This window comes from Streptomyces dysideae, from assembly GCF_001514305.1.
GTDB lineage: Bacteria > Actinomycetota > Actinomycetes > Streptomycetales > Streptomycetaceae > Streptomyces > Streptomyces dysideae.
This window is the reverse complement of sequence record NZ_KQ949078.1, coordinates 379,371-400,109: the sequence shown is the minus strand read 5'-3', so window position 1 is coordinate 400,109 and position 20,739 is coordinate 379,371. Positions and strand designations below refer to the sequence as shown.

Sequence of the window (20,739 nt, the reverse complement as noted above, 5' to 3'; positions counted from 1 at the left end):
TCCGGCACTCCACACCGACTTCCCGTGACCTGCGCCACACGCATGCCGGCGGCGCTACCGGCGCCGACAGAGTTGACGGTCACGGTCGCCCGCGGTCGACGGCGGCCATGAAGGTCAGCATCCGTCGGTTGGTCTCCTCCGCGTGGTCGATCTGCGGTCCGTGGCCCGTGCCGGAGATGATCTCGGCCCGGGCGCCGCGGACCAGGCGCGGCACACGTTCCGCCTGTCGCTGCGGGCGCACGAGGAGGCTTCGCTTGCCGAGCACCAGATAGAGGGGGGTTTGGACGGTGGAGAGTTCCGCCTCGGTCAGGGGGAGCGGGGCCGGGCGGCGTATGCGGTAGGCGCGGACGGCCGTTCTGATCATGGTGCGCAGTTCCGGCACGACGAGCACCGGCTGTTCCAGCCAGGCCGCCAGTCGTGGACGGAGGGGCTTGGGGGCGAAGGTCGCGAACAGGCCGGCGAAGATCCAGACGAAGAAGCGGAGCCCCACCCTCTCCAGGCCGCCGGGGTCGAGCAGCGTGACGGAGGCGAGGCGGCCCGGGCCGCGGTGCGCCTGGTTCAGGGCGAGCCAGCCGCCGTAGGAGGTACCGACGAGGTGTACGCGGTCGAGGCCGAGGCCGGCGAGTGTCTCGTCCAGCCACTGTGCGGCGCGCTCCGGTGGGTGGATCGGTTCGCGCTGCACACTGCGGCCGGGATCGCCCGGGGTGTCGATCGCGTAGACCGGGCGGTCGGCGCTGAGGGCGGGGGTGTTCGGGTACCACATGGCGGAGCAGGAGCCCGCCCCATGCACCAGGACGACAGGGGTGCGGGATCGGGCGGCCTCGTCCACGGGGCCGTAGCGGTAGACGTGCGTGGTGCCGAACGACGTCTCCACGTCCTGTTCCGCGAGCGCCGGCGCTCCCAGCGCGTACACCGCGTCGCAGGCCGCGAAGTAGCGGTCGCGCCAGGCATCGCTCACATAACGGCCGACATCGGCTCGGGCACGGACAGCGGTCTCGGACACGGCCACCTCCGGAGGCTCGGTTTCGTGATACGAACGTACCATTGATTTGGTACGGCTGTATCATCAAAGTCATCCGATGATGCGGCCTGCCCCTGGGGCGTACCAGCCGTACCAGCCATGCCAGCGGAAACTCGACGAGCGGAGAACCGGCGATGCCCAAGCGCGTGGACCACGCAGAGCGGCGCAGCCAGATCGCCGAGGCGCTCGTCCGGGTCGCCGGGCGGCGTGGGCTGCATGCCGTGGGGATGCGGGATGTGGCGGCGGAGGCGGGCGTGTCCCTGCGGTTGGTGCAGTACTACTTCGAGACCAAGGAGAAGCTGCTGCTCTTCGGCCTCGAGCACCTGGCGGAGAGGTTCGGGGAACGGGCCACTTCCCGGGTGCGGGCCGCCGGGGACAGCCCCGGTCCGCGCGCGATGGTCGAGGCGCTGCTGATGGCGGCGCTGCCGACCGACGAGGAGAGCCGCACCTTCCACTTCGTCTACACCTCGTACGCCGTGCTGGCCGTGACCGACCAGGCACTCGCCGCCCAGCCCTTCATCAAGAACCCCGACGCCGCCGAGGACGCCGTGACCGAACTCCTCCGGCAGGCGCGGGAGGCGGATCTGCTGCGGCCCGGCGTGGACCCGCGACTGGAGGCCGCCGGCCTGCTCGCCCTCTCCGCCGGGCTCGGCACCGGCATCCTCGTCGGCCAGCGCGGCCCGGAGTCCGCCGCCGCGGTCCTGGGCCACCACCTCGACCGGATCTTCCACACCCCTGGGCAGGGGCGAGAGTGAGGGTGAGGATCGCGCCGGTGTAGCAGCCGGCGGCGGCCGACAGCGGTGCGGTCAGGCCCCGTCGGGCTGGCACCGTGGGCACCACACCGTGCCGCGGCCGGCCATACGGGACCGGCGCAGGGAGGTGCCGCAGCGCGGACAGGCCGGGTCGGGGTCGTCGCGGTGGCCGGTGAGCCAGGAGTCGCGCGGCGGGACGCAGCCCGCGGTGACCGCGGAGCGCAGGGTGCGACGCATCTGGGTGTACAGGCGACGGCGGTCGGACTCGGTGAGATCGCTCGCCCGGTTGGCGGGACGCAGCCGGGCGCGCCACAGGATCTCGTCGGCCAGCAGGTTGCCGAGCCCGGCCAGGACGGACTGGTCGGTGAGGACCGTCTTCACGCTGCCCCGGCGGGCCGCGAGCGCGGACTCGAACTCCGCACGGTCCACCGCCATCGCGTCGGGCCCCTGGCCGTCCAGCAGCCGCGCGACCTCCAACTCCTCCTCGGCCAGCCAGAGGCCCTGGAGCTTGCGCTGGTCGCGGTAGCGGAGCTGACGGTCACGGGCCACGGTGAACAGGACGCGGTCGTGGGCCTCTACCGCGTCGTCGGGACGGGCGCACACCAGTTGCCCGGTCATGCCGAAGTGCAGAACGAGGGTGGGACCGCCGGTACGGGCCAGCAGCCACTTCCCGTGGCGCTCCGGCTCGGTGAAACGCCGGCCTTCCAGCGCTTCGCGCAGCCGCCGGGCGCTCACCCCGTGCAGGACGCCCGCGTCGCGCACCTCGACGCGCTGGACGACCCTCCCCTTCACGCAGGACTCGAGCACCTTCCGGAACCCCTCGACGTCCGGCAGCTCAGGCATGGGGCACGTCCTCTCTCACGTCTCTCACGTCTCACGTCTCACGTCTCACGTCTCACGACTTACGTCTTCCGTTCGTCCCGCCAGCGTGCAACCTTTCCTCATACCCGGTCGTCTTATTCAAATATCGGCCTTACACGACCAAGGGGGACAACATGCGACGAATAGGAGCGGCAGTGGCGGCACTCGCCCTCGCGGGTACCGCGCTGGGGGCGAGTGCGAGCACCGTGGGCGCCGCCCCGGCGGCCGCCACACGCGCCACCGTCTGCCCGACGGGCTGGGGCAGCGGCGTCAAGGGCGGTGTGACCGCCGGGGGCGTGCCGCTGGCGGACATCAGGACCGGCCGGCACGACTGCTTCGACCGCATGGTGTTCGACGTCCCCGGCGGGGGTGCCGTCGGCTACTACGTCAGCTACGTCGACCGGCTCCACCAGGCCGGCTCCGGCAACTACATCCCGGTCGGCGGCGGTGCCGTACTCGAAGTCCGGGTCGCCGCGCCGAGTTACGACCCGGAGAGCGGCGCACAGGTGTACCCGGGGCGGGTGGCCCGTCCCCTGCCCGGTGTGGACATCAGCGGATACCGCACCTTCCGGGACACCCGGTTCGCCGGCAGTTTCGAGGGCGAGACGCAGATCGGTCTCGGGGTCCGTGCCCGGCTGCCGTTCCGGGTGCTCCAGCTGTCCGACCGCCTGGTGGTCGACGTGGCCCACAGCTGGACGAGCAGCCGCTGATCCGCTCTGCGGAGCTTCGGGGCGCCGGGACTGTCAGAGGTGGGTGCCGGGTGGGTTCGGGCGGGCGAGGCCGAGGTCGTACGCAGGGATCGTCCTCTGGACGCTGTCGCGCAGCCCGAGTTTGCGCAGCAGTGCGTTCGCGTGGGATTTCACGGTGCCTACGGTGATGCCGAGTTGCTCGCCGGTCTCCGCGTTGGTGAGGCCGGACGCGACCAGGGTGAGGACGTTTCGTTGGCCGCCGGTCAGGCTGTCCGGCTCGGGGGAGCTCCCGGCCGGGATCGCGGTGCCCGGCCGGGACGCGTAGTGGCCGATGAGGCGACGGGTCACGGACGGGGCGAGCACGCTCTCGCCGGCGGCCACCACCCGGATGCCGTGCAGCAGTTCGGAGGCGTGCGAGCCGCTGCCCGCGCCGGCGGCCGGAGCGGTGCCGGACACCGGTACGTATGTGCCCCGCGCGGAGGCGATTCGGAGGCGTGCGAGCCGCTGCCCGCGCCGGCGGCCGGAGCGGTGCCGGACACCGGTACGTATGTGCCCCGCGCGGAGGCGAAGGGCACCGCCTGCGACGCGCTCGCCACCACCCGCGTCCCGGCGGAGGGACGCGACGGGACGGTACGTATGACCATCGCCAACGGCGGGGTCGTCGGACGCTGTACCCTGCGCGCGGCCGGAGAGGCCGAGGAAGACCCGGGGTCGGCGGCTCGTCGAACTCACCAGCCGGCGTGGGGACTGGGGCACGAACGTGGGCGAGTTGGGCTCGGGACCCGATTCGCTGGCGATGGGCGGCGGTGTCTGGAAACCTGCACTGACCGAGGACCGGTCATGGGCCGTCGCCCCGGTGCGAGGGCGAGAACACCGGCTTCGCCGCGCACTGGAGCTACGACCACCGGGCCCGGGAGGAGGGCGAGGATGCGCCCGGGCCTCCGACGGCGACCGAGCGGGAGGAGCAGCGTGTGCTGCTGCGTGAGTACGTGGCCGCGTTCGCGAAGGACCAGGTCAGGCGCGGGAACTGCACGGGATTGCGGCCGCCGGAGAGCCCGTGAGGGGGTGGCGTCGGGGGGCGGTTTCTTGGTGATGCTCTACACCAAGAGCGCCGAAAAATCGTTTCGGCGTGCCGGGGATCCATCCAGCGATCCTGCGATTACGCCAGATTGAGGAGGGTGGCGTAGGCTGACTGCCCTATTAACTGTCTGATTCCATGCCGGAGTTGACGGTTGGTCCGCGCTGCGCGCCGTGCGTCCCAGCTCCTTGATCGAGAGGACTCCGATGCCCGAAACCCCCTCCTATGCAGTGCGTTCGGAGCCTGGTCGGGTGGCCGAGACGGTCTCGGCACGTAACAGACACGCCAGACCCCCCGCTCAGGACGGGCCGTCATATTCAGCCATTCGTTCCCATGTGGTTCGCCTGGCCGTTCTTCCGGCCGGCCTCATGGGGCTCCTCGGCATCGCTCTGGTCCTCTTCGTCCTGCGCACTCAGGAGGGCACGGCCGACGCGACCACCTGGGCCGTACTCACCGGCGGCGCCGTCCTCGGCTTCGCCGTGCTGACCGGTGCCGTGCTCTTCGGCCGGGCCGAGGACCGGGACGTGTCCCGGCAGTACGCGTCGCTGCGGCGCACCGTCGCCGCGGGCCAGGCCGATCTGCAGGACGCGCTGCGCCGGCTGGAGCAGGGCGAGCCGGTGGAGCAGGTTCCGTTCACCCACGGTCCGCCCCCGGCGGACACCCCCGGCCGTCTCGCGTACGAGATGAGCGTCGGCATCTGGCAGGCGCGGAACGTCGTGGCCGAGGCGGCACAGCTCTCCCGGGCCGTCGCACCGGACAGCGAGGAGAAGGTCGAGGTCTTCGTCAACCTCGCCCGGCGCCTGCAGTCGCTCGTGCACCGCGCGATCAACATGCTCGACCAGCTCGAGAACGAGGTCGAGGACCCGGAGCTGCTCAAGGGCCTCTTCCACGTCGACCACCTGGCCACCCGCATCCGCCGCCACGCGGAGAACGTCGCCGTGCTCGGCGGCTCGGTGTCCCGCCGGCAGTGGACCCGCCCGGTGACCCTGACCGAGGTGCTGCGGTCCTCGATCGCCGAGGTCGAGCACTACTCGAGGGTCAAGCTGGTGCCGCCGATCGAGGGGACGCTGCGCGGCCACGCCGTCGCCGACGTCATCCACCTGCTCGCCGAGCTGGTCGAGAACGCCACGATGTTCTCCGAGCCTCACACCCAGGTGCTGCTGCGCGCCCAGCACGTGACCGCCGGGCTGGCCGTCGAGGTGGAGGACCGCGGTCTCGGCATGTCGCCGCAGGAGCAGGCGCGGACCAACGCGCTGCTCGCCGAGCCGGACCACATCGACCTCAGCAAGCTGCTCGCCGACGGCCGTATCGGCCTGTACGTGGTGTCCGCGCTGGCCCGCCGGCACGGCATCGCGGTCCGGCTGCAGAGCAACATCTACGGCGGTGTCCAGGCCGTCCTGGTCATCCCGCGCGGCCTGATGGGCGACGAGCACGCCGACGCCCCCGCCCAGGCGGCCGCCGAGATGTCCCCGCCGCCCCAGGCGCCCCCGGTCCAGGCCCTCCCGCAGTACCAGGCCGTACAGGCGGCCCCCGCCCACCACCCCGTGGCCCCGTCGTCGGCGCCGTCGCCGACGCTGCGGCAGCCGCTGCCGCCGGCCCGGTCCGCCGCCGCGGCCGCGTCGATGCCGATGCCCGCGCCGCAGCAGCGGACCCGGGAGGCGGCGCCGTACGACCAGCGGACCCGGGAGGCCGCGCCCCCGGCACCGTACGACCACCGGCCCACGCCCGGCAGGGCCGCCGGGGACGAGCGGCCACTGCTGCCACAGCGCCGCGCGCAGGAGAACCTGGTGCCCGAGCTCCGGAACGGACCCGTCCCCCGCCGGGGCGATGAGCAAGAGGTGGAGCATGATCCGGGACTGATGGCCAGCTTCCGGCGCGGAGTCAGCCTCGCCGACAACGAAGAACCCGACGTGCCCCCCACCGACAGCCCTCGCTGACCCGCGGGCTCCGTACTTGTAGCAAGGAGATAGACGCCATCGTGAGCGACATGCATGCTGGCCAGCCGAAGAATCTGGACTGGCTCCTGGCCGGACTCGTCCAGCGGGTCCCGTACACCCGCAGCGCCCTGCTGCTGTCTTCCGACGGACTGGCGAAGGCCTTCGACGGCCTCGAGACCTCGACCGAGGCGGAACACCTGGCCGCCCTGGCCTCCGGTCTGCACTCGCTCGCCCGCAGCGCGGGCGTGCAGTTCGCCCAGGGGGCCGACGTGCGGCAGGTGGTGGTGGAGCTGGACACCGCCCTGCTGTTCGTGTGCGCGGCGGGCTCCGGCGCCTGTCTGGCCGTGCTGGCCGACCGGGAGGCCGACGCGGCCGTCCTCGGCTACGAGATGGCGATGCTGGTCAAGAGCGTCCGGCCGTACCTGGCCACGCCGATCCGGCAGCAGGCCGGGGCGTCGATGGATCCGGGGCGCTGAGGATGGCGCACTCGGAGGGCGGGGCGTGGCTCGACGACGAGGCCGGGCGCTTAGTCCGGCCGTACACCGTCAGTAACGGCCGCACCCAACCCTCGGCGCACTTCGACCTGCTCACCCTCGTGATGGCCACCGGCGTCCGGCCGCAGACCTACCTCGGCCCCGACTACGACCAGGTGCTCGCCCTGTGCGACGCGCCCGTCTCGGTGGCCGAGGTGGCCGCTCATCTGCGGCTGCCGGCCGTCATCACCAAAGTTCTGCTGTCCGACCTCGTGACGCACCAGGCACTCGCCCTGCGCTCGCCACGCCCCGTCGAGGCGGCCTCCCCGACCGACCGAAACCTCCTGGAGGCGGTGCTGCATGGTCTTCGCAAGCGGCTCTGACCCCTTCCCCACCGCCCTGAAGATCCTCATCGCCGGGGGCTTCGGGGTCGGCAAGACCACATTCGTCGGAGCCGTCAGCGAGATCGAGCCGCTGAGCACCGAGGAACTGCTGACCCAGGTCAGCGCCCGCACCGACAGCCTGGTGGGCATCGAGGACAAGTCGACCACCACCGTGGCGATGGACTTCGGCCGGATGACCCTGGACGACAACCATGTCCTCTACCTGTTCGGTACGCCCGGGCAGGAGCGGTTCTGGTTCATGTGGGACGAACTGTCCAACGGGGCACTGGGCGCCGTGGTCCTCGCGGACACCCGAAGACTGGACCACTGCTTCGCCGCCGTCGACTTCTTCGAGCGGCGCGGCATCGGCTTCATCGTGGCCGTCAACGAGTTCGACGGCGCCTACCACTACGAGGCCGACGAGGTGCGCGCCGCTCTCGACCTCAAGCCCGACGTACCCGTCGTGATGTGTGACGCGCGGCAGTGCAACTCCGGAACCCGCGTCCTGATCGCACTCCTCCAGCACCTGCTCGCCTCGACTCCCGGCGCAACCGCCCGCGGAGCCTGACCCGTTGCGCCGGGCCACTCCCGGCGCGACCGAATGGAGCCTGCATGTCAGCCCCGGTTCCCTACACCCAGTCCTCCCAGCCCCCGTACGACCCGACCGGCCATCTGCTGCTGACCCCCGAGGACCGGGACGCGCCGGCCCGGATCGCCCGGCTGCGTGAACTCGGTATCGGGGACGCCCCCATCCCCGAGTTCGACGAGTTCGCGCGCAATCTGGCGCATGTCACCGGCGCGCCGTTCTCGATGGTCAACTTCATCGACGAGAACCGTCAGTACTTCGCCGGTCTCTACGCCGCCGGCCGGCCGGGGGTGCAGCTGGAGCCGGCGCAGCAGAACCAGGTGGGCCGGACGATGACGCGTGATCAGGGCTACTGCCCGCATGTCGTCGTGCGCAAGAAGGCGCTGGTGCTCGAGGACGTCTGCGACTATCCGCGGTTCGCCGGGAACCCCGTCGTCGACGAGATCGGCATCCGCTCGTACATGGGCGCGCCGCTGATCGACTGGAAGACGGGCATGGCCCTGGGCACGATCTGCGTCGTGGACACGGACACCCACCCGTGGGGCCGGGACGGCCTGGCGACCATCAAGACGCTGGCGCAGCAACTGGTCGAGCGGATCCACGACATGGAGGACCGGGGCGGGATCTGACACCCGCAGGAGAATCGGTGATCGATGGGGGAGCCGCGGGCACGACGCTGTGTCCGTGGCTCCCGGTGGTTCAGTTCAGCCCGCGGACCCGGCCGGCTCCAACTGTTCCTCCCGGCGCTGGGGTTCCACGGTCCGTACGAGGGTGGACAGCCGCTCGGACCACTGGCCCTTGGAGTTGCCGAGCGCGATCTCGCCCAGGCGCAGCAGCTGGACGTCGGAGGTGCCGGCGGGTGCGTAGATGTGATGGGCGTCGCGCAGATAGCGCTCGACCGGGCGGTCGGTGAACAGGCCGCTGGCGGCGTGCAGTTCCATGGCGTCGCGGGCCGAGTCGACGGCGGACTCGTGGTTGAGGAACTTGGCGTTCATCAGTTCCGCGTCGCACGGCAGCCCCTGGTCGAGCAGGTGTACGGCGTGATAGGCGGCCAACCGGGCCGTCATCAGCCGTGACTTGATCCTGCCCAGCTTGAGCTTGACGCTGTTGAGCGCGCCCAGCGGCGCACCGTACCGCTCGCGCTCGATGCACAGGGCGGTCGTCTCCTCGAAGACGGCCTGGTGGATACCGAGTGAGACGGCCGTCAGGTTGGGCCTGCCGTACAGGATGCTCGACGAGTAGGCGACGGCCAGGCCCTGGCCCTCCGCGCCGAGCAGGTTCGCCGCCGGTACCCGGCAGTTGTCGAAGATCAGCTTGCCGAAGCTGAAGCCGTGCAGACCCATGGCGGGCTGGTGCTCGCCGAGTGAGAAGCCGGGGCGGTCGGCCTCGACGAGGAAGGCCGACAGTCCCTTGGATCCCTCGCCGGTCCGCACGACCACGCCGTGCAGGTCGCCGACGTGGCTGTTGCCGACGTAGACCTTGTGGCCGTTGAGGATGTAGTCGTCGCCGTCGCGGACGGCGGTGGTGCTCATGCCCAGGACATGGCCGCCCGACTCCAGTTCGGTGACCGCGATCGTCGGCAGGCAGTCGCCCGCGGCGATGCGCGGCAGCCAGGTGCTCTTCTGGAGCGCGCTGCCGAAGTGAATGATCTTGGCGACGCCGAGCTGGGAGGCCTGCACCATGGCTCCCATGGCGCCGCTGACGCGGGCCAGTTCCTCGATGATGATGGTTTTGGCCAGATGTCCGGCGCCCAGTCCGCCGTACTCCTTGCCGATGGTCACGCCGATCCAGCCCTGCCGGGCGATGAGCCCGGACAGTTCGTGCGCAACGGACCGTGAGGTCTCCATCTCGGCTATCCGGGGGCGTACCTCCCGTTCGGCGAACTCACGCACGCGGCCCCGCAGGTCCTCGTGCCACCCACTGGTGAAATAGCGTTCCACAACCCCTCCTGCACCGCTGCCTCCGATCCGTCCGGAAACGGAGGTCGTTCGTCGGGCAGTGGTCCTTGCCCCAGGCTGACCGCCCACAAGAGTGTCTACTTATCGATCCATCTCAGCCAAGATCACCTTCCGATGTTGACCGAAATACGGCATCTTGCACTCCGCTTCAAGCGTGCGATATGGAGCGGAAGTCGCCCTCGACCGGTCACACTACGGAGAGAAACCGCTCAAGCCTGAACATGGTTCAACCCATACGGACATTGGCCTGCACATCAGGCAATTGCCCGCCGGGCAGGCCACGGCACCCCTCGACAATCAGTCACATTGTGTCTGGCCGATACAAGAACCAGCACCAGCACCCCGGTGACGCGCCACCGTCGCAGACCAGCCACGGCGGTTGGCGAACAAAGCAGCCGCATCAACAACAATTGCAACATCGTGCACTTGCGTCACTCTGGTGAGCCGGTCGGGGGCCGGACTCAGCCGACCGCCCGGGACCTGTCGACGCCGTACGTCTCCGCGTACGCCTACGCCGACAACGTGCCCAGTGTCAATCCCCTGGTTGCGTAGAGACGTTGGTTATGCGGTCCGGCCTTCCTGATCGGTCCGCGCTCGCGTTTCCTGGATGATCCGTTCGAACTCGACGGGTGGTTTCCCGCCGGCCGCGCTGTGACGGCGTTTCGTGTTGTAGAAGTCCGCGATCCATGTGGCGGTCTTCAGCCTCGCCTCGGCGCGGGTGGCGAAGGTGCGCCGGTGGATGTACTCGACCTTGAAGACCGAGTGGAACGACTCCGCGGCGGCATTGTCCAGCGCGGACCCGACGCGCCCCATCGACTGAACCACGCCCCAGCGGCCGCACAGCTGCTGGAACGCCTCAGAGGTGTATTCGCTGCCGCGGTCCGTGTGGAAGATGACGCCGTCGACCTGGCCGCCTCTCGTCGCAATCGCCATCTGCAGGGCGGCGCTGACCAGCGCGGCGTCGTGCCGCGCGCCCATCGCGTAGCCCAGGGCCCGGCGGGAGAACGCGTCGTGGACGGATGCGAGGTAGAGCTTGCCCTCGCCGGTGTCGATCTCCGTCATGTCGCCCCACCACAAGACGTTGGGCGCGATGGCGTCGAACTTGCGTCGCACCAGGTCAGGAGCAGTCTTCCGCTTGCCGGGACGGGTCAGTGAACGGCGTCGACGCGGAGGCTTGCGGCCCTGCAGCCCGAGTTCGGCCATGATCTCGGCGACGGTGTTCTGCGACACCTGCCAGCCCTCCTCCCACAAATCCAGCGTGATCCTCGGCGAGCCGTACGTCCGGCCCGAGCGGTCGAAGAAGCAGCGGATCCTCTCGGCCAGCTCTGCGCGTCTGACCTCGCGTTTCGTCGGCTCGGACGGTCTGCGGCGCCACTTGTAGAACCACGCCTCCGACACGCCGAGTGCCCGGCAGGAGGTGCGGTACGGAATGCTGTGCCCGGTCTTCTGGTCGCTGATCACCCCGACGAGCACCGCCGGGTCCGCCACAGCTACTTCACCCACAAGAGTAGGGTCGGCCCGAGGCGCGGTGCTGGCCTTGCGACCAGCCCGTTTCCCCGGGCCGCCCTCCGCACCCGCCGTGCCCGTTCCCGAGCAACGGGCGCTCCACAAGCCCCGGTTGGGCGGCTTCTTCAGCCGGTGCTGGGCCACGGAGAGGGGATCTTCATCCCTCGGTAGAGGTAGCGGATGGTCTTCACCCTCGCGGGGTCGAACAGCCGCACCTCGTCCGTGACGGGCCACCAGCGGCCACCGCAGTAGCGGCGGCGCAGGTCCTTCCAGGTGCTCCGGCGGAACTTCCTTCGCAGCCACTTGATGACCCGCTGCCAGACGAAATGGCGCAGGTATCGGAAGGTGGCATGCGAGACGCCGAAACGGAAGTAGGCGGTCCAGCCCCGCAGCACCCGGTTGAGGCGGTGCAGCAGGACTTCCAGCGGCAGATTGGTGTCCTGTCGGCACACGTTGCGCACCTTGTCCTTGACCGACGCGAGCGCCTTCTTGGACGGATAGGTGTAGACATAGCGCCGATTGGTGCCCTTCTTCCGGTGGCGCTGGAGACGCCAGCCGAGGAAGTCCAGGCCCTCCTCGATGTGCGTGATCTTCGTCTTCTCCGGTGACAGGCGCAGGCCCATCGGGGAGAGCACCTCGGCCACCCAGTCCCGGATGCGACTCGCATCCTCGCGGGTCCCGGCGACGAGCACGAGAAAATCGTCCGCGTACCGGCAGATCCGGTAGTTGGGCTTGCCCGTTGCCCGCCGGTGGGCCCTGCGACTGCGGGTGGCTCCTGGTCCTCCCGCTCCCGCCGCGATCGCCTCGTCCAGTACGGACAGAGCGATGTTGGAGATCACGGGTGACAAGATCCCGCCTTGCGGTGCACCGGTCCTCGATTCCTTCAGCTCGGAGTCCTCGGTGAGGATCCCGGCCTTGAGGAACGCCTTCACCAAGTCCATGACGCGTTTGTCTCCGACCCGGGCCCGCATCCGTTGGAGAACGGGAGCATGCCCGATGTTGTCGAAGCACGCCTCGATGTCGCCCTCAACCACCCACTCATAGGAGCGGGAGGCCAGATGGTGACTCTCGGCGATCGCGTCATGGGCCCGGCGCTTGGGGCGGAACCCGTAGGAACACGGGAGGAAGTCCGCCTCGAAGATCGGCTCCAGGATCAGCTTCAAGGACGCCTGGACCACCCGGTCGCGGATCGTGTTGATCCCCAGGTAGCGGACCTTGACGCCCGCCTTGGGGATCCCACGCTGCCGCACCGGCAAGGGCCGGAAGGTGCGGGCCTTCAACTCGGCCCGCAACTCCGCAAGGAAGCCCTCCAGTCCGCGCACGTCCTCGATGTAGTGGGCGGTCACGCCGTCCACTCCGGCCGTGCGCGCACCCTTGTTGCTCCGCACCCGCATCCACCCTGCAAGCAGGAAGGCCAGGTCGCAGACCAGATTGTGCAGGTCATCAAACCGGCGGAGAGGATCCTCCGCCGCCCAGCGGTGCAGCTTGGCCTGGATCTTCAGTACCCGGCGTTCGGCCACATACGCGACCTCCTCCAGCTCGTCGGTATTCACCAACGACCTCCTGGCATTCCAGCTTCCGCACTGCCGACTTGCTGGACCCCTTCGCCATGTACGCGCTTTTCGCGCGCTCGGACTACTACGGGTCCTCCGCCCCACCACGAGACCGCCAGCCGGCGACGGGCCTGCCCCCGCTCCCGGCCTGGAAGGCCGGTGCGGGGGCGGTCTCGGATGGTTCCCACGTTCCCTGTGTGCCGATCGGCCAGGATGGGTGCCCTGCTTTGCCCCGGCAGCCTCGCCGTGCCTACGCCGCAGTCCTTCGGCACGGCCACCGGACCCGAAGACTTCTCGGATTCCGGAGTCGGCGGCCCGCATGTAGGGCAGCCGCGTACTGCATCCCGGCCCAGATCCACCAGGTTGGAGCCGGTACAACGCTTACGGAGCTTTAACCGCAGGTTCCTCACGTACACCTTCTGGCCTCGCTTGCCGGACCCGCACCGTCTGGCAGTACCGGCGCGTCCCGTCGTTGTCGGGGCTGCTTCCCGCCCTCCCCGGCGTCCCCCGGGTCAGACTGCCCCCAGCTTCTACCGAACCGCTGCGACGGCCCGGCGGAGGTGGTCTTGCACCACCACTCGGTCACACAGAACTTCGTGGCGCACCCATGCAGCGTTTGAGCACATCACGCTCCATGGCCAGCTCCTTGTTGTCCTTCTTCAGCTGCGCGTTCTCCCGCCGCAGCCGCGCGAGCTCCTCGCTCTCACCCGTCGCCGTGGCCCCGCCGGCCCTGCGGGCCCGCGACACCCAGCTCGCCAGCGTGGTCTCGTTGATCCCGAGATCCTGTGCCACCTGCGCGATCGGCTTGCCGGTCTCGGCGACGATCCGCACAGCCCCCCTCACGAAACTCCGCGTCGAACTTCCGCCTCTTGCCCGCCATGACCCTCAACTTCCCCTGCAGTCAGGGTCTCTACGCTACGAGGGGAAGGTCATTGGTCTACGACCCCGCAACGGACAAGGTCGGCGAGTACCAGGCGGCAGCCGGACCGTACGCCATGCTCCGCCCCGTCGGCGGCGGTCGCGATTGGCAGGCCGACCCGGCGCGGATCCGCCCGGCCACCGTGGCGGAACGGCTGAGCGCCGGAGTCAAGGCGGCCAATGACCGCGCCGGGCGGTCGCTGTGAGCGTGCCGTCCTTCGACGTGAGCCGTCCGCCCGTGCCCGTCCCCGGCTGCACGACGTGCGCGGCACTCGCCGGTCAACGCGAGGCCGCGCGTGCTCGGTTCGACCGCAGCGAGGAAACCGATGCCAACGTGCTGATGCGTCAGCACCAGCGGCGGGAGCACCGCGGATGAGCCGGCGGTTGTTCCGGTACGTACCGTTCACCATCGTGCAGGACGCGACGGCAGAGCCGGAGTACGAGGCGCGCTGTGTCTCAGGGGACGAATCCGAGTGCGGCGCCGAATCCGGTGTACGGCACGACCCGGCAGCGGTCGAGGAGTGGCAGCGCAAGCACACTCAGGAGACCCGACACACGTGCTACCGACGGGATTTCGCGGACTACGCGGTCATGGAACCCCCGGACGGCCTGGGCGTGCGATAGGTTGCCCGCCATGACCGGACTCGGACCGGTCGCCTGGCCACCTGCCCCGACAAGGACCGACCGGCTCGTGCTCCGCGAGTCCGAGGCCCGGGACCGTGCGGCGTTCATCGAGCTGTTCGCCTCGCCAGAGGTGGGCACCTACATCGGTGGCCCAGCGTCCACCGTGCCGGCCGGGACGGCTCTCGCCGCAGTGCACAGTGCTGATGCTCGTCAGACCGCAGCGATGCCCTCCATCCCGGACTCCTCGAAGACGGGCAGGTCCTCGGCCGTCGTGACCTTGGTGAGGGCGCCGTCGGCCTCGACGCGGAAGCCGTCGACGGTGCCGGAGACGGCGTTCTGGACGTAGACGAACTTCTCGTCCTCGGTCACCGCGAGGTCGATGACGCCCTGCGAGTTGGCGGAGGGCGGGGTGGCGATGCCCACCTCGTTGGTGAGGGCGAGCTTGCCGTGCTTGTCCATGCGGTAGCCGGTGACGGTGGAGTTGCCGGTGTTGCCGCCGTAGAAGAAGTCGCCCGCGCGCACCAGCCAGCACAGGACCTCCTGACCGCTGGCCAGGGGCTGCTGAAGGACCTTCAGCTTGCCGTCGCGCTTCACCTGGTACGTGGTGACCGTGGACTTCTCGGCTTCGGCGACCAGCATCCGCTTGCCCGTCCCGTCGAAGCTGATCGCGAACGGAACGCCGCCCGCCGACTCGTTGACGACGGGCTCGGCGACGGCCGGCAGACCGTTGCGCTTCATCGGGAAGACCTCGACGGTGTTGTTGCCCTTGGTGGTGACGACCAGGTTGCGTCCGTCCGGGGTGAACTCGACCTCGCCCGGCGAGGTGTCGAAGCGCGGTATGTCCTCGTTGTCGAGCCCCAGGGAACGGTGGGACCCACGCAACGGCTTCAGCCCCTTGCTGGTGATCTTGAACCCCTGGACGCTGCCCGCGCCGCCCGCGTTCATGACGTACGCGACCCTGCCGTGCACGGCGATGCCGGCCGGGAACTCCCCACCGGAGTCCACGACCTTCCGATCCTTCAGCTCCTGCCCCTCGACGCGGAACGAGGTCACCGTCCCGCTACCGGCGTTGACCGCCAGCAGCATCCCCGAGCCGTCGTCGTAGACGAGGGAGTCCTGGGAGGCGAGCGAGTCGGTGGGCGCGTCGACCTGGTCACCGCCCTCGCCGCCGGTGGCGTAGGTGCCGCTGGGACTGAGCTTGCCGTCGTCGCCCCGCGCGAACACATGGATGGTGTTGCCGTCCAGCTCGTTGCCCTGCACGAAGACGGCGTGATCGGCGCCGGCGGGACTCTCGGCGTACTGCCCGGCCGAGGCCACGGTCACGGCCACGGTGACCGCGGCGGCGGAGGCGAGGGCCCCGCCGCCGATGACGATACGCCGGGTCCTGGACTTCGCGCGGTGCCCTGCACGCGGGTCGGCGGGCTGGCTCGTACGGCGGTGACCACGGTGGCTGCTGTGCATGATGTTCACGTCCCGTTCCTCGGTGGCTGTGCGGTGCCGTCCACGGCTGCGGACGGCACCAGAGTGGCCAGAGGGGAGGGTGTTCCGACGCGGAACGGGGGGCGCGTCAGACTCTCGTAAGAGAGTCCGCGCGTGGCGAGCCGGGTTCCCCTCATTCGCAGGGCGCGCGAGACCGAGCAACTCTCCGGGGGTACGCGATGCGTCGGCGATCCGCGCGACCTTCTCGAAGGTCGTCCCGCTGCCGAAGCCGCGTCAACTCACCAACGGAAACGGCGCGATGGCGCGTGCCCGGTCGAACAGGTCGTGGGCGGCCGTGTTCTTCAGGTGCGGTCGCAGGAGGCCGAACATGGCCTTCACGCGGTCGTCGGCGCGGCCGGACTGGACCTTGGGGTAGTCGTCGAGGGCCTGGTGCCAGGTGGCGCATGCTGCTTCGAGGTGGCCGAGTTCCAGTTGGCGTTCGGCCAGCAGGCCGCGTCGGTGGACCCGTGTGCGCTGGTAGGAGCTGGGGCGGAGCCGGTCGCCTGTTGCATGGCTTCGACGGCTCCGGCCTTGTCGCCCAGTTCATAGCGGACCTGGCTGACGTGGTAGTTGAGTGACGAGGGATCGTACGAGCCAAATGCCTTGCCGCGTGACCCGGCGCGGTCCATGGCGGCTTCGGCCTCCCGGATGTATTGCAGCGCCCCTGTACGGCGTCGGCGAGTTCCGCTGCCTTTGCCCCGTGGTGCAGGTCGACCGCCTGGACGCTCATCCCCCGCAGAGTGGTGCAGTACGTCAGGTGGCTTCGGCCTGTTGGTGGGCGGAACCCTTGGCGCGGATCAGCGCGAGCGTAGACGCGCCCTGGTGGATCAATGCGGGTTCCGGGACACCGCGATCCCCGCCATGCAGTACCCGCCATGCAGTACCCGCCGTTCGTACCAGGAGGAGTACGGGCGTTGGGAAAGCCGCACGATCCGACCGGAGCCTTCTACCAAGAGGCATTCGACGTGGTGCGCGAGCAAGCCGCGGCACGGCGGTGCGAGGTCATGTTCACCGGCAGCGGCGGAGACGAGATCAACGCACGCCACTCCAGGACCGAGGCAGAACTGCCGACACCTGAACCGGTCCCATGGCTCGGCAGAAGGGCCGTGCGGGCACTCGCAGAGGTGAACGACAATCTGGCGCCCATCCCGGTGCTGCCCGTGCCGACTCTGATGGCGTTCGGGCTGCACAATCCGGGTCTTCGTAGTTAAGCGGTGCGCGAGAAGCGCTGGCGCGGAGCGGTGACTCGCGAGGATGTGACACCCGGCGCTGAAGTGTCACATCCTCGCTGGCGAAGGCCACAGAGGCAGGCACCGGCAAAGAGCCGCACCGCCTAACTTCGAAGACCCCACAATCCGGATTCCTCCGGGCCGGTATCTGGCCGGTGAGCCCGCTCGCACACCCGCGCATCATGCGGTACATGGAGCAACTTCCGCGCGAACTCAAGCGCGGTAAAGCCCTGTTCCGTGAGCGCATCAGAGGTGCGGGGCTCCCCGCCTGGGTGGCCGCGCCACGCGAGCCGGAGAACTTCCTGGGCGTCCTGGAATCGGGACTGCGTTCCTACGGACTGCCCATCCTGGAGGACATGCTGAGGGAGTCGGTGCTGGTCGATCTCGGCTACGTTGACCACACGGCGCTGCCCAAGCGCGACGAGCCGCCGACAACGCACCGGCAGTCTCCGACCTGCTCTGCGACGTACTCGCGCTGGAGACCGGCCTGCGGAGCCTCATGTCACGCAAAACGGATCCTGCTAGGTCGTTCTCGCGACCTGAAGCCCTGTGCCAGAACCATGCCAGATCGTGCGGGGAACACCGGGGAGCCAATCGACCGCCCACCAGGCACCGACACTGCTCCGCCGCAGGTCAACCCCGGAGCAAGCCGCAGATGCCCAGAGCATGCAAGGCCCGCCGGGCACTCGGGCACGAGGGCCGCCTCGGAGACGTGACGCAGCACATAGGGACCTTGGCCCTCGACCTGTGCTAACGTTGCGAAAGTTGCAGTCTTGGTTACCAGAGGCTTTTGAGTGCTCTTTCGACCTTCCGTCGACGAGCACTCTTTTTATTTCCGGGAAACCTTTGTTGCGACGCCGGGTCTGCAAGGTGCGGACTCCGGGCATTGCCCTCAAGGGAGATTCAATATGGCATCTGGCACCGTGAAGTGGTTCAACGCGGAAAAGGGCTTCGGCTTCATCGAGCAGGACGGTGGCGGCGCGGACGTATTCGCCCACTACTCGAACATCGCCACCTCCGGCTTCCGCGAGCTTCAGGAGGGCCAGAAGGTGACCTTCGACGTCACGCAGGGCCAGAAGGGCCCGCAGGCCGAGAACATCGTTCCCGCCTGACGCTGACGCGTACCACGTGGCCGGGGCCCGCACTCTTGGGGTGCGGGTCCCGGCTCATCGCATTTTCACTGCGTAGCGGACCGCTGGGAGGGCTTCCTCGACATCGTGCCGCCCCGAGGAAGGTTCCCCTTGAACCGCACAGCTCGCACGAACAACGGCTCCTCCCGCTCCCGTACGGACAGAGGCGCGGCCGGCTCCGCCCGGAGCAACCGCGGCGCCCGTTCGGCCAACACCGGACGGAACGGCCGTAGCGGCCGGCCCGCCCCGGTCGGCGGGGAGTTCGCACTCCCGGTCACCATCACTCCGGCCCTGCCGCCGGTCGAGTCGTTCGCCGAACTCGACATGCCCAAGCAGTTGCTGGCCGCCCTCGAGTCCGAGGGCGTGACCGCCCCGTTCCCGATCCAGGCCGCGACGCTTCCCAACTCGCTGGCCGGCCGGGACGTCCTGGGCCGCGGGCGCACCGGGTCGGGCAAGACCCTCGCCTTCGGCCTCGCCCTGCTGGCCCGTACGGAGGGACAGCGGGCCGAGCCCCGGCATCCGCTGGCGCTCGTCCTCGTCCCCACCCGGGAGCTGGCCCAGCAGGTCACCGACGCCCTCACCCCGTACGCCCGCGGGCTGCGGCTGCGGCTCGCCACGGTGGTCGGCGGTCTGTCGATCGGCCGGCAGGCGAGCGCGCTGCGCGCCGGCGCCGAGGTCGTCGTCGCGACGCCCGGCCGGCTCAAGGACCTCATAGACCGCGACGACTGCCGCCTGGACCGCGTCGCCATCACGGTGCTGGACGAGGCCGACCAGATGGCCGACATGGGCTTCATGCCGCAGGTGACGGCCCTGCTCGACCAGGTGCGGCCGGAGGGGCAGCGGATGCTGTTCTCGGCCACCCTGGACCGCAATGTGGACCGTCTGGTACGCCGCTATCTGCACGACCCCGTGGTGCACTCGGTCGATCCGTCCGCGGGCGCGGTCACCACGATGGAGCACCATGTGCTGCACGTGGACGACGCCGACAAGCACAACACCACGACGGAGATCGCCGCCCGCGAGGGCCGCGTGATCATGTTCCTGGACACCAAGCACGCGGCGGACCGGCTGGCCAAGAAGCTGCTGGCGGTCGGTGTGCGGGCCGCGGCCCTGCACGGCGGCAAGTCCCAGTCGCAGCGCACCCGCACGCTGGCCCAGTTCAAGGAGGGCCGTGTCACGGCGCTGATCGCCACCAACGTCGCGGCCCGCGGTATCCACGTCGATGACCTCGACCTCGTCGTCAACGTCGATCCGCCCGGCGACCACAAGGACTATCTGCACCGTGGCGGCCGTACCGCCCGGGCCGGCGAGTCCGGCACCGTCGTCACGCTGGTTCTGCCCCACCAGCGCCGTGACATGGACCGCCTGATGTCCGACGCCGGTATCACCCCGCGGACCGCCCGGGTCCGCTCCGGCGAGGCCGAGCTGACCCGTATTACCGGTGCGCAGGCGCCGTCGGGCGTGCCCGTGGTACTGACCCCGCCGCCCGCCGAGAAGCGTCCCGAGCGCTCGGGTTCCTCCGCGCGTGGCCGGCGCAGCCGGCCGGGCCAGGCCGCCCGCCGCCGCACCTCCACCAAGGGGCAGGGCCGCTGACACCGGCGCTCGATCGTGTTTGACGGCCCGGGCCCCTCGATGGGGTCCGGGCCGGAGTGTTGGTAGGTCAGATGCGGTCGGCCGCGATCAGGAGGTAGTGGAAGCTGCCCTCCTTGTAGGCGGTGAGGAAGGGGTCCTCGATGCCGGTCGCCACGGACGACTTCGCGCGCAGCTCCCAGTACGGGATCGTGTCCGGCGTCAGGTCGACGACCTCCATGGGGACGAGGTCGTTGGCGGCGAGGGCCTTGAAGTACTCACTGCGGGGATGGATGTTGCAGGTGTAGTGCTCGTCGATCCGGCTGACGGCCTTGGAGCGCAGGCCGGTGACGTCGTTGGAGCACCCGGTGATGCACACATAGCGGCCGCCGTATTCCAGCAGGCGGGAGAACTCGGCGAAGAGATCGAAGAGATCGACGTACATCGTCGTCTCGTTGGTCCAGATCGCGCGGCGCGAGCCGGTCTCCAGGCGGGTGTCGAGCATGTTGCGGAAGTGGAAGCGGACCTTGTCCGCCACGCCCCGCTGACCGGCCTGGTCGTTGGCGAAGGCGACCTGCTGCTCGGAGATGCTGACGCCGTCCACATGGCAGCCGAAGCGGGCGTTCGCCATGAAGCTGGTGCCGCCGCGGCCGGAGCCGGCGTCCAGGAGGCGGGCGGTGGGGGCGATGTCGCCGAGGTGGTCGAGGAGTACCTCGGCCTGGGCGGTCTCCAGGCGGTGCATCTCCTCGATGATGCGCTGGTCGCGGGTGGCGGCCGGGCCTTTCAGGACGGCGGGGTCGTAGTCGCCGATGCCGTAGTGGTGGTGGTAGAGGCCGTCGACCTCGCCGAGGCGGATGTTGACCGGGTCCTTCTCGGCGTTCCAGTAGGCGGCCACGGACTTCTGGTACTCGGTGCGCAGCACCTTGTCCACGGCGTACGTTTCCATGTCGGTGGCGGACATGCTGGGGGAATCTCCTTGCGGTGGGGGGAAGT

The 20,739-nt window shown here is 69.6% G+C and carries 19 protein-coding genes and 4 pseudogenes; 13 read left to right on the top strand and 10 right to left on the bottom strand.

Annotation, left to right across the window (positions count from 1 at the left end):
• Nucleotides 1–79: 79 nt before the first annotated feature.
• Nucleotides 80–1,003: an alpha/beta fold hydrolase gene (locus tag AQJ91_RS10240; RefSeq protein ID WP_407696839.1), complete on the bottom strand. Its 924-nt coding sequence runs from the start codon at nt 1,001–1,003 to the stop codon at nt 80–82.
• A 152-nt stretch (nt 1,004–1,155) separates the two neighbouring features.
• Between AQJ91_RS10240 and AQJ91_RS10235 the strand changes: the two genes are divergently transcribed.
• Nucleotides 1,156–1,776, top strand: a complete 621-nt coding sequence (locus tag AQJ91_RS10235) for a TetR/AcrR family transcriptional regulator (RefSeq protein ID WP_067018655.1) — start codon at nt 1,156–1,158, stop codon at nt 1,774–1,776.
• Between the two features lie 51 nt (nt 1,777–1,827).
• On the opposite strand, the gene AQJ91_RS10230 is transcribed toward AQJ91_RS10235, so the two are convergent.
• Entirely contained in the window at nt 1,828–2,616 is a 789-nt protein-coding gene (locus AQJ91_RS10230; RefSeq protein ID WP_067018653.1) for an Fpg/Nei family DNA glycosylase, read from the bottom strand.
• A 152-nt stretch (nt 2,617–2,768) separates the two neighbouring features.
• On the opposite strand from AQJ91_RS10230, the gene AQJ91_RS10225 reads away from it, so the two are divergent.
• On the top strand, nt 2,769–3,344 hold the full coding sequence (locus AQJ91_RS10225) for an AMIN-like domain-containing (lipo)protein (RefSeq protein ID WP_067018651.1): 576 nt from the start codon (nt 2,769–2,771) through the stop codon (nt 3,342–3,344).
• A gap of 33 nt (nt 3,345–3,377) precedes the next feature.
• Here AQJ91_RS10225 and AQJ91_RS10220 read toward each other — a convergent pair.
• Nucleotides 3,378–3,737 (bottom strand): annotated as a pseudogene (locus tag AQJ91_RS10220) (LuxR C-terminal-related transcriptional regulator); the annotation flags it as partial.
• A gap of 1,032 nt (nt 3,738–4,769) precedes the next feature.
• Here AQJ91_RS10220 and AQJ91_RS10215 point away from each other — a divergent pair.
• Genes AQJ91_RS10215 through AQJ91_RS10195 form a run of 5 tightly spaced genes read left to right on the top strand, consistent with a single transcriptional unit; the run spans nt 4,770 to nt 8,409 of the window.
• Nucleotides 4,770–6,338: a sensor histidine kinase gene (locus tag AQJ91_RS10215; RefSeq protein ID WP_159054523.1), complete on the top strand. Its 1,569-nt coding sequence runs from the start codon at nt 4,770–4,772 to the stop codon at nt 6,336–6,338.
• Between the two features lie 38 nt (nt 6,339–6,376).
• Nucleotides 6,377–6,814, top strand: coding sequence for a roadblock/LC7 domain-containing protein (locus AQJ91_RS10210; protein ID WP_067018647.1), 438 nt, complete (start codon nt 6,377–6,379; stop codon nt 6,812–6,814).
• A gap of 2 nt (nt 6,815–6,816) precedes the next feature.
• Complete coding sequence (locus AQJ91_RS10205; protein ID WP_067018645.1) at nt 6,817–7,194, top strand: DUF742 domain-containing protein; 378 nt, start codon at nt 6,817–6,819, stop codon at nt 7,192–7,194.
• Nucleotides 7,172–7,762: a GTP-binding protein gene (locus tag AQJ91_RS10200; RefSeq protein WP_067018643.1), complete on the top strand. Its 591-nt coding sequence runs from the start codon at nt 7,172–7,174 to the stop codon at nt 7,760–7,762. Before AQJ91_RS10205 ends, AQJ91_RS10200 begins: the two co-directional genes overlap by 23 nt.
• Nucleotides 7,763–7,806: 44 nt before the next feature.
• A complete protein-coding gene (locus AQJ91_RS10195; protein ID WP_067018641.1) occupies nt 7,807–8,409 on the top strand; it encodes a GAF domain-containing protein in 603 nt (200 codons plus the stop codon).
• Between the two features lie 75 nt (nt 8,410–8,484).
• Here the strand turns inward: AQJ91_RS10195 and AQJ91_RS10190 are convergent, their stop codons facing one another.
• From AQJ91_RS10190 to AQJ91_RS10175, 4 genes are all read right to left on the bottom strand, one after another.
• Nucleotides 8,485–9,720, bottom strand: a complete 1,236-nt coding sequence (locus AQJ91_RS10190; protein WP_067018639.1) for an acyl-CoA dehydrogenase family protein — start codon at nt 9,718–9,720, stop codon at nt 8,485–8,487.
• Between the two features lie 579 nt (nt 9,721–10,299).
• A complete protein-coding gene (locus AQJ91_RS10185) occupies nt 10,300–11,241 on the bottom strand; it encodes an IS3 family transposase (protein WP_199847886.1) in 942 nt (313 codons plus the stop codon).
• 128 nt (nt 11,242–11,369) lie between these two features.
• The gene (gene ltrA, locus AQJ91_RS10180; RefSeq protein WP_067018637.1) at nt 11,370–12,797 is read right to left on the bottom strand and encodes a group II intron reverse transcriptase/maturase; all 1,428 of its coding nucleotides are present in this window, start codon (nt 12,795–12,797) and stop codon (nt 11,370–11,372) included.
• 582 nt (nt 12,798–13,379) lie between these two features.
• Nucleotides 13,380–13,640: a transposase gene (locus AQJ91_RS10175; protein WP_079084807.1), complete on the bottom strand. Its 261-nt coding sequence runs from the start codon at nt 13,638–13,640 to the stop codon at nt 13,380–13,382.
• Nucleotides 13,641–13,675: 35 nt separating this feature from the next.
• On the opposite strand from AQJ91_RS10175, the pseudogene AQJ91_RS54365 reads away from it, so the two are divergent.
• The 3 genes and pseudogenes from AQJ91_RS54365 to AQJ91_RS55370 form a co-directional block, all read left to right on the top strand.
• Nucleotides 13,676–14,091: pseudogene (locus AQJ91_RS54365) on the top strand (hypothetical protein).
• Complete coding sequence (locus tag AQJ91_RS54360; RefSeq protein WP_067018635.1) at nt 14,088–14,339, top strand: DUF7848 domain-containing protein; 252 nt, start codon at nt 14,088–14,090, stop codon at nt 14,337–14,339. The pseudogene AQJ91_RS54365 and the gene AQJ91_RS54360 overlap by 4 nt, the downstream one beginning before the upstream one ends.
• A 10-nt stretch (nt 14,340–14,349) precedes the next feature.
• Nucleotides 14,350–14,493: pseudogene (locus AQJ91_RS55370) on the top strand (GNAT family N-acetyltransferase); the annotation flags it as partial.
• 56 nt (nt 14,494–14,549) lie between these two features.
• Here AQJ91_RS55370 and AQJ91_RS10160 read toward each other — a convergent pair.
• Both AQJ91_RS10160 and AQJ91_RS55365 read right to left on the bottom strand, forming a co-directional pair.
• Nucleotides 14,550–15,800 carry a lactonase family protein gene (locus tag AQJ91_RS10160; RefSeq protein WP_079084822.1) on the bottom strand — a complete coding sequence of 417 codons (1,251 nt, stop codon included), beginning with the start codon at nt 15,798–15,800 and terminating at the stop codon, nt 14,550–14,552.
• 252 nt (nt 15,801–16,052) lie between these two features.
• Nucleotides 16,053–16,578, bottom strand: a pseudogene (locus AQJ91_RS55365) (tetratricopeptide repeat protein); the annotation flags it as partial.
• Between the two features lie 154 nt (nt 16,579–16,732).
• On the opposite strand from AQJ91_RS55365, the gene AQJ91_RS10150 reads away from it, so the two are divergent.
• The 3 genes from AQJ91_RS10150 (at nt 16,733) to AQJ91_RS10140 (ending at nt 19,770) form a co-directional block, all read left to right on the top strand.
• Nucleotides 16,733–17,029, top strand: coding sequence for a hypothetical protein (locus tag AQJ91_RS10150; RefSeq protein WP_067018633.1), 297 nt, complete (start codon nt 16,733–16,735; stop codon nt 17,027–17,029).
• A gap of 926 nt (nt 17,030–17,955) precedes the next feature.
• Complete coding sequence (locus tag AQJ91_RS10145) at nt 17,956–18,159, top strand: cold-shock protein (RefSeq protein WP_007383480.1); 204 nt, start codon at nt 17,956–17,958, stop codon at nt 18,157–18,159.
• Nucleotides 18,160–18,288: 129 nt separating this feature from the next.
• Nucleotides 18,289–19,770 carry a DEAD/DEAH box helicase gene (locus AQJ91_RS10140; RefSeq protein WP_067018631.1) on the top strand — a complete coding sequence of 494 codons (1,482 nt, stop codon included), beginning with the start codon at nt 18,289–18,291 and terminating at the stop codon, nt 19,768–19,770.
• Between the two features lie 67 nt (nt 19,771–19,837).
• Here AQJ91_RS10140 and AQJ91_RS10135 read toward each other — a convergent pair whose 3' ends face one another.
• Complete coding sequence (locus tag AQJ91_RS10135) at nt 19,838–20,707, bottom strand: geranyl diphosphate 2-C-methyltransferase (RefSeq protein WP_067018629.1); 870 nt, start codon at nt 20,705–20,707, stop codon at nt 19,838–19,840.
• Between the last annotated feature and the right edge of the window lie 32 nt (nt 20,708–20,739).

Excerpts from the sequence above, each read along its gene's own strand:
- AQJ91_RS10230 (WP_067018653.1), bottom strand. The coding sequence starts at position 2,616 with ATGCCTGAGCTGCCGGACGTCGAGGGGTTCCGGAAGGTGCTCGAGTCC.
- AQJ91_RS10215 (WP_159054523.1), top strand. The coding sequence starts at position 4,770 with ATGGGGCTCCTCGGCATCGCTCTGGTCCTCTTCGTCCTGCGCACTCAG.
- AQJ91_RS10195 (WP_067018641.1), top strand. The coding sequence starts at position 7,807 with ATGTCAGCCCCGGTTCCCTACACCCAGTCCTCCCAGCCCCCGTACGAC.
- AQJ91_RS10235 (WP_067018655.1), top strand. The coding sequence starts at position 1,156 with ATGCCCAAGCGCGTGGACCACGCAGAGCGGCGCAGCCAGATCGCCGAG.
- AQJ91_RS10225 (WP_067018651.1), top strand. The coding sequence starts at position 2,769 with ATGCGACGAATAGGAGCGGCAGTGGCGGCACTCGCCCTCGCGGGTACC.
- AQJ91_RS10200 (WP_067018643.1), top strand. The coding sequence starts at position 7,172 with ATGGTCTTCGCAAGCGGCTCTGACCCCTTCCCCACCGCCCTGAAGATC.
- AQJ91_RS10160 (WP_079084822.1), bottom strand. The coding sequence starts at position 15,800 with ATGCACAGCAGCCACCGTGGTCACCGCCGTACGAGCCAGCCCGCCGAC.
- AQJ91_RS10135 (WP_067018629.1), bottom strand. The coding sequence starts at position 20,707 with ATGTCCGCCACCGACATGGAAACGTACGCCGTGGACAAGGTGCTGCGC.
- AQJ91_RS10205 (WP_067018645.1), top strand. The coding sequence starts at position 6,817 with ATGGCGCACTCGGAGGGCGGGGCGTGGCTCGACGACGAGGCCGGGCGC.
- AQJ91_RS54360 (WP_067018635.1), top strand. The coding sequence starts at position 14,088 with ATGAGCCGGCGGTTGTTCCGGTACGTACCGTTCACCATCGTGCAGGAC.
- AQJ91_RS10145 (WP_007383480.1), top strand. The coding sequence starts at position 17,956 with ATGGCATCTGGCACCGTGAAGTGGTTCAACGCGGAAAAGGGCTTCGGC.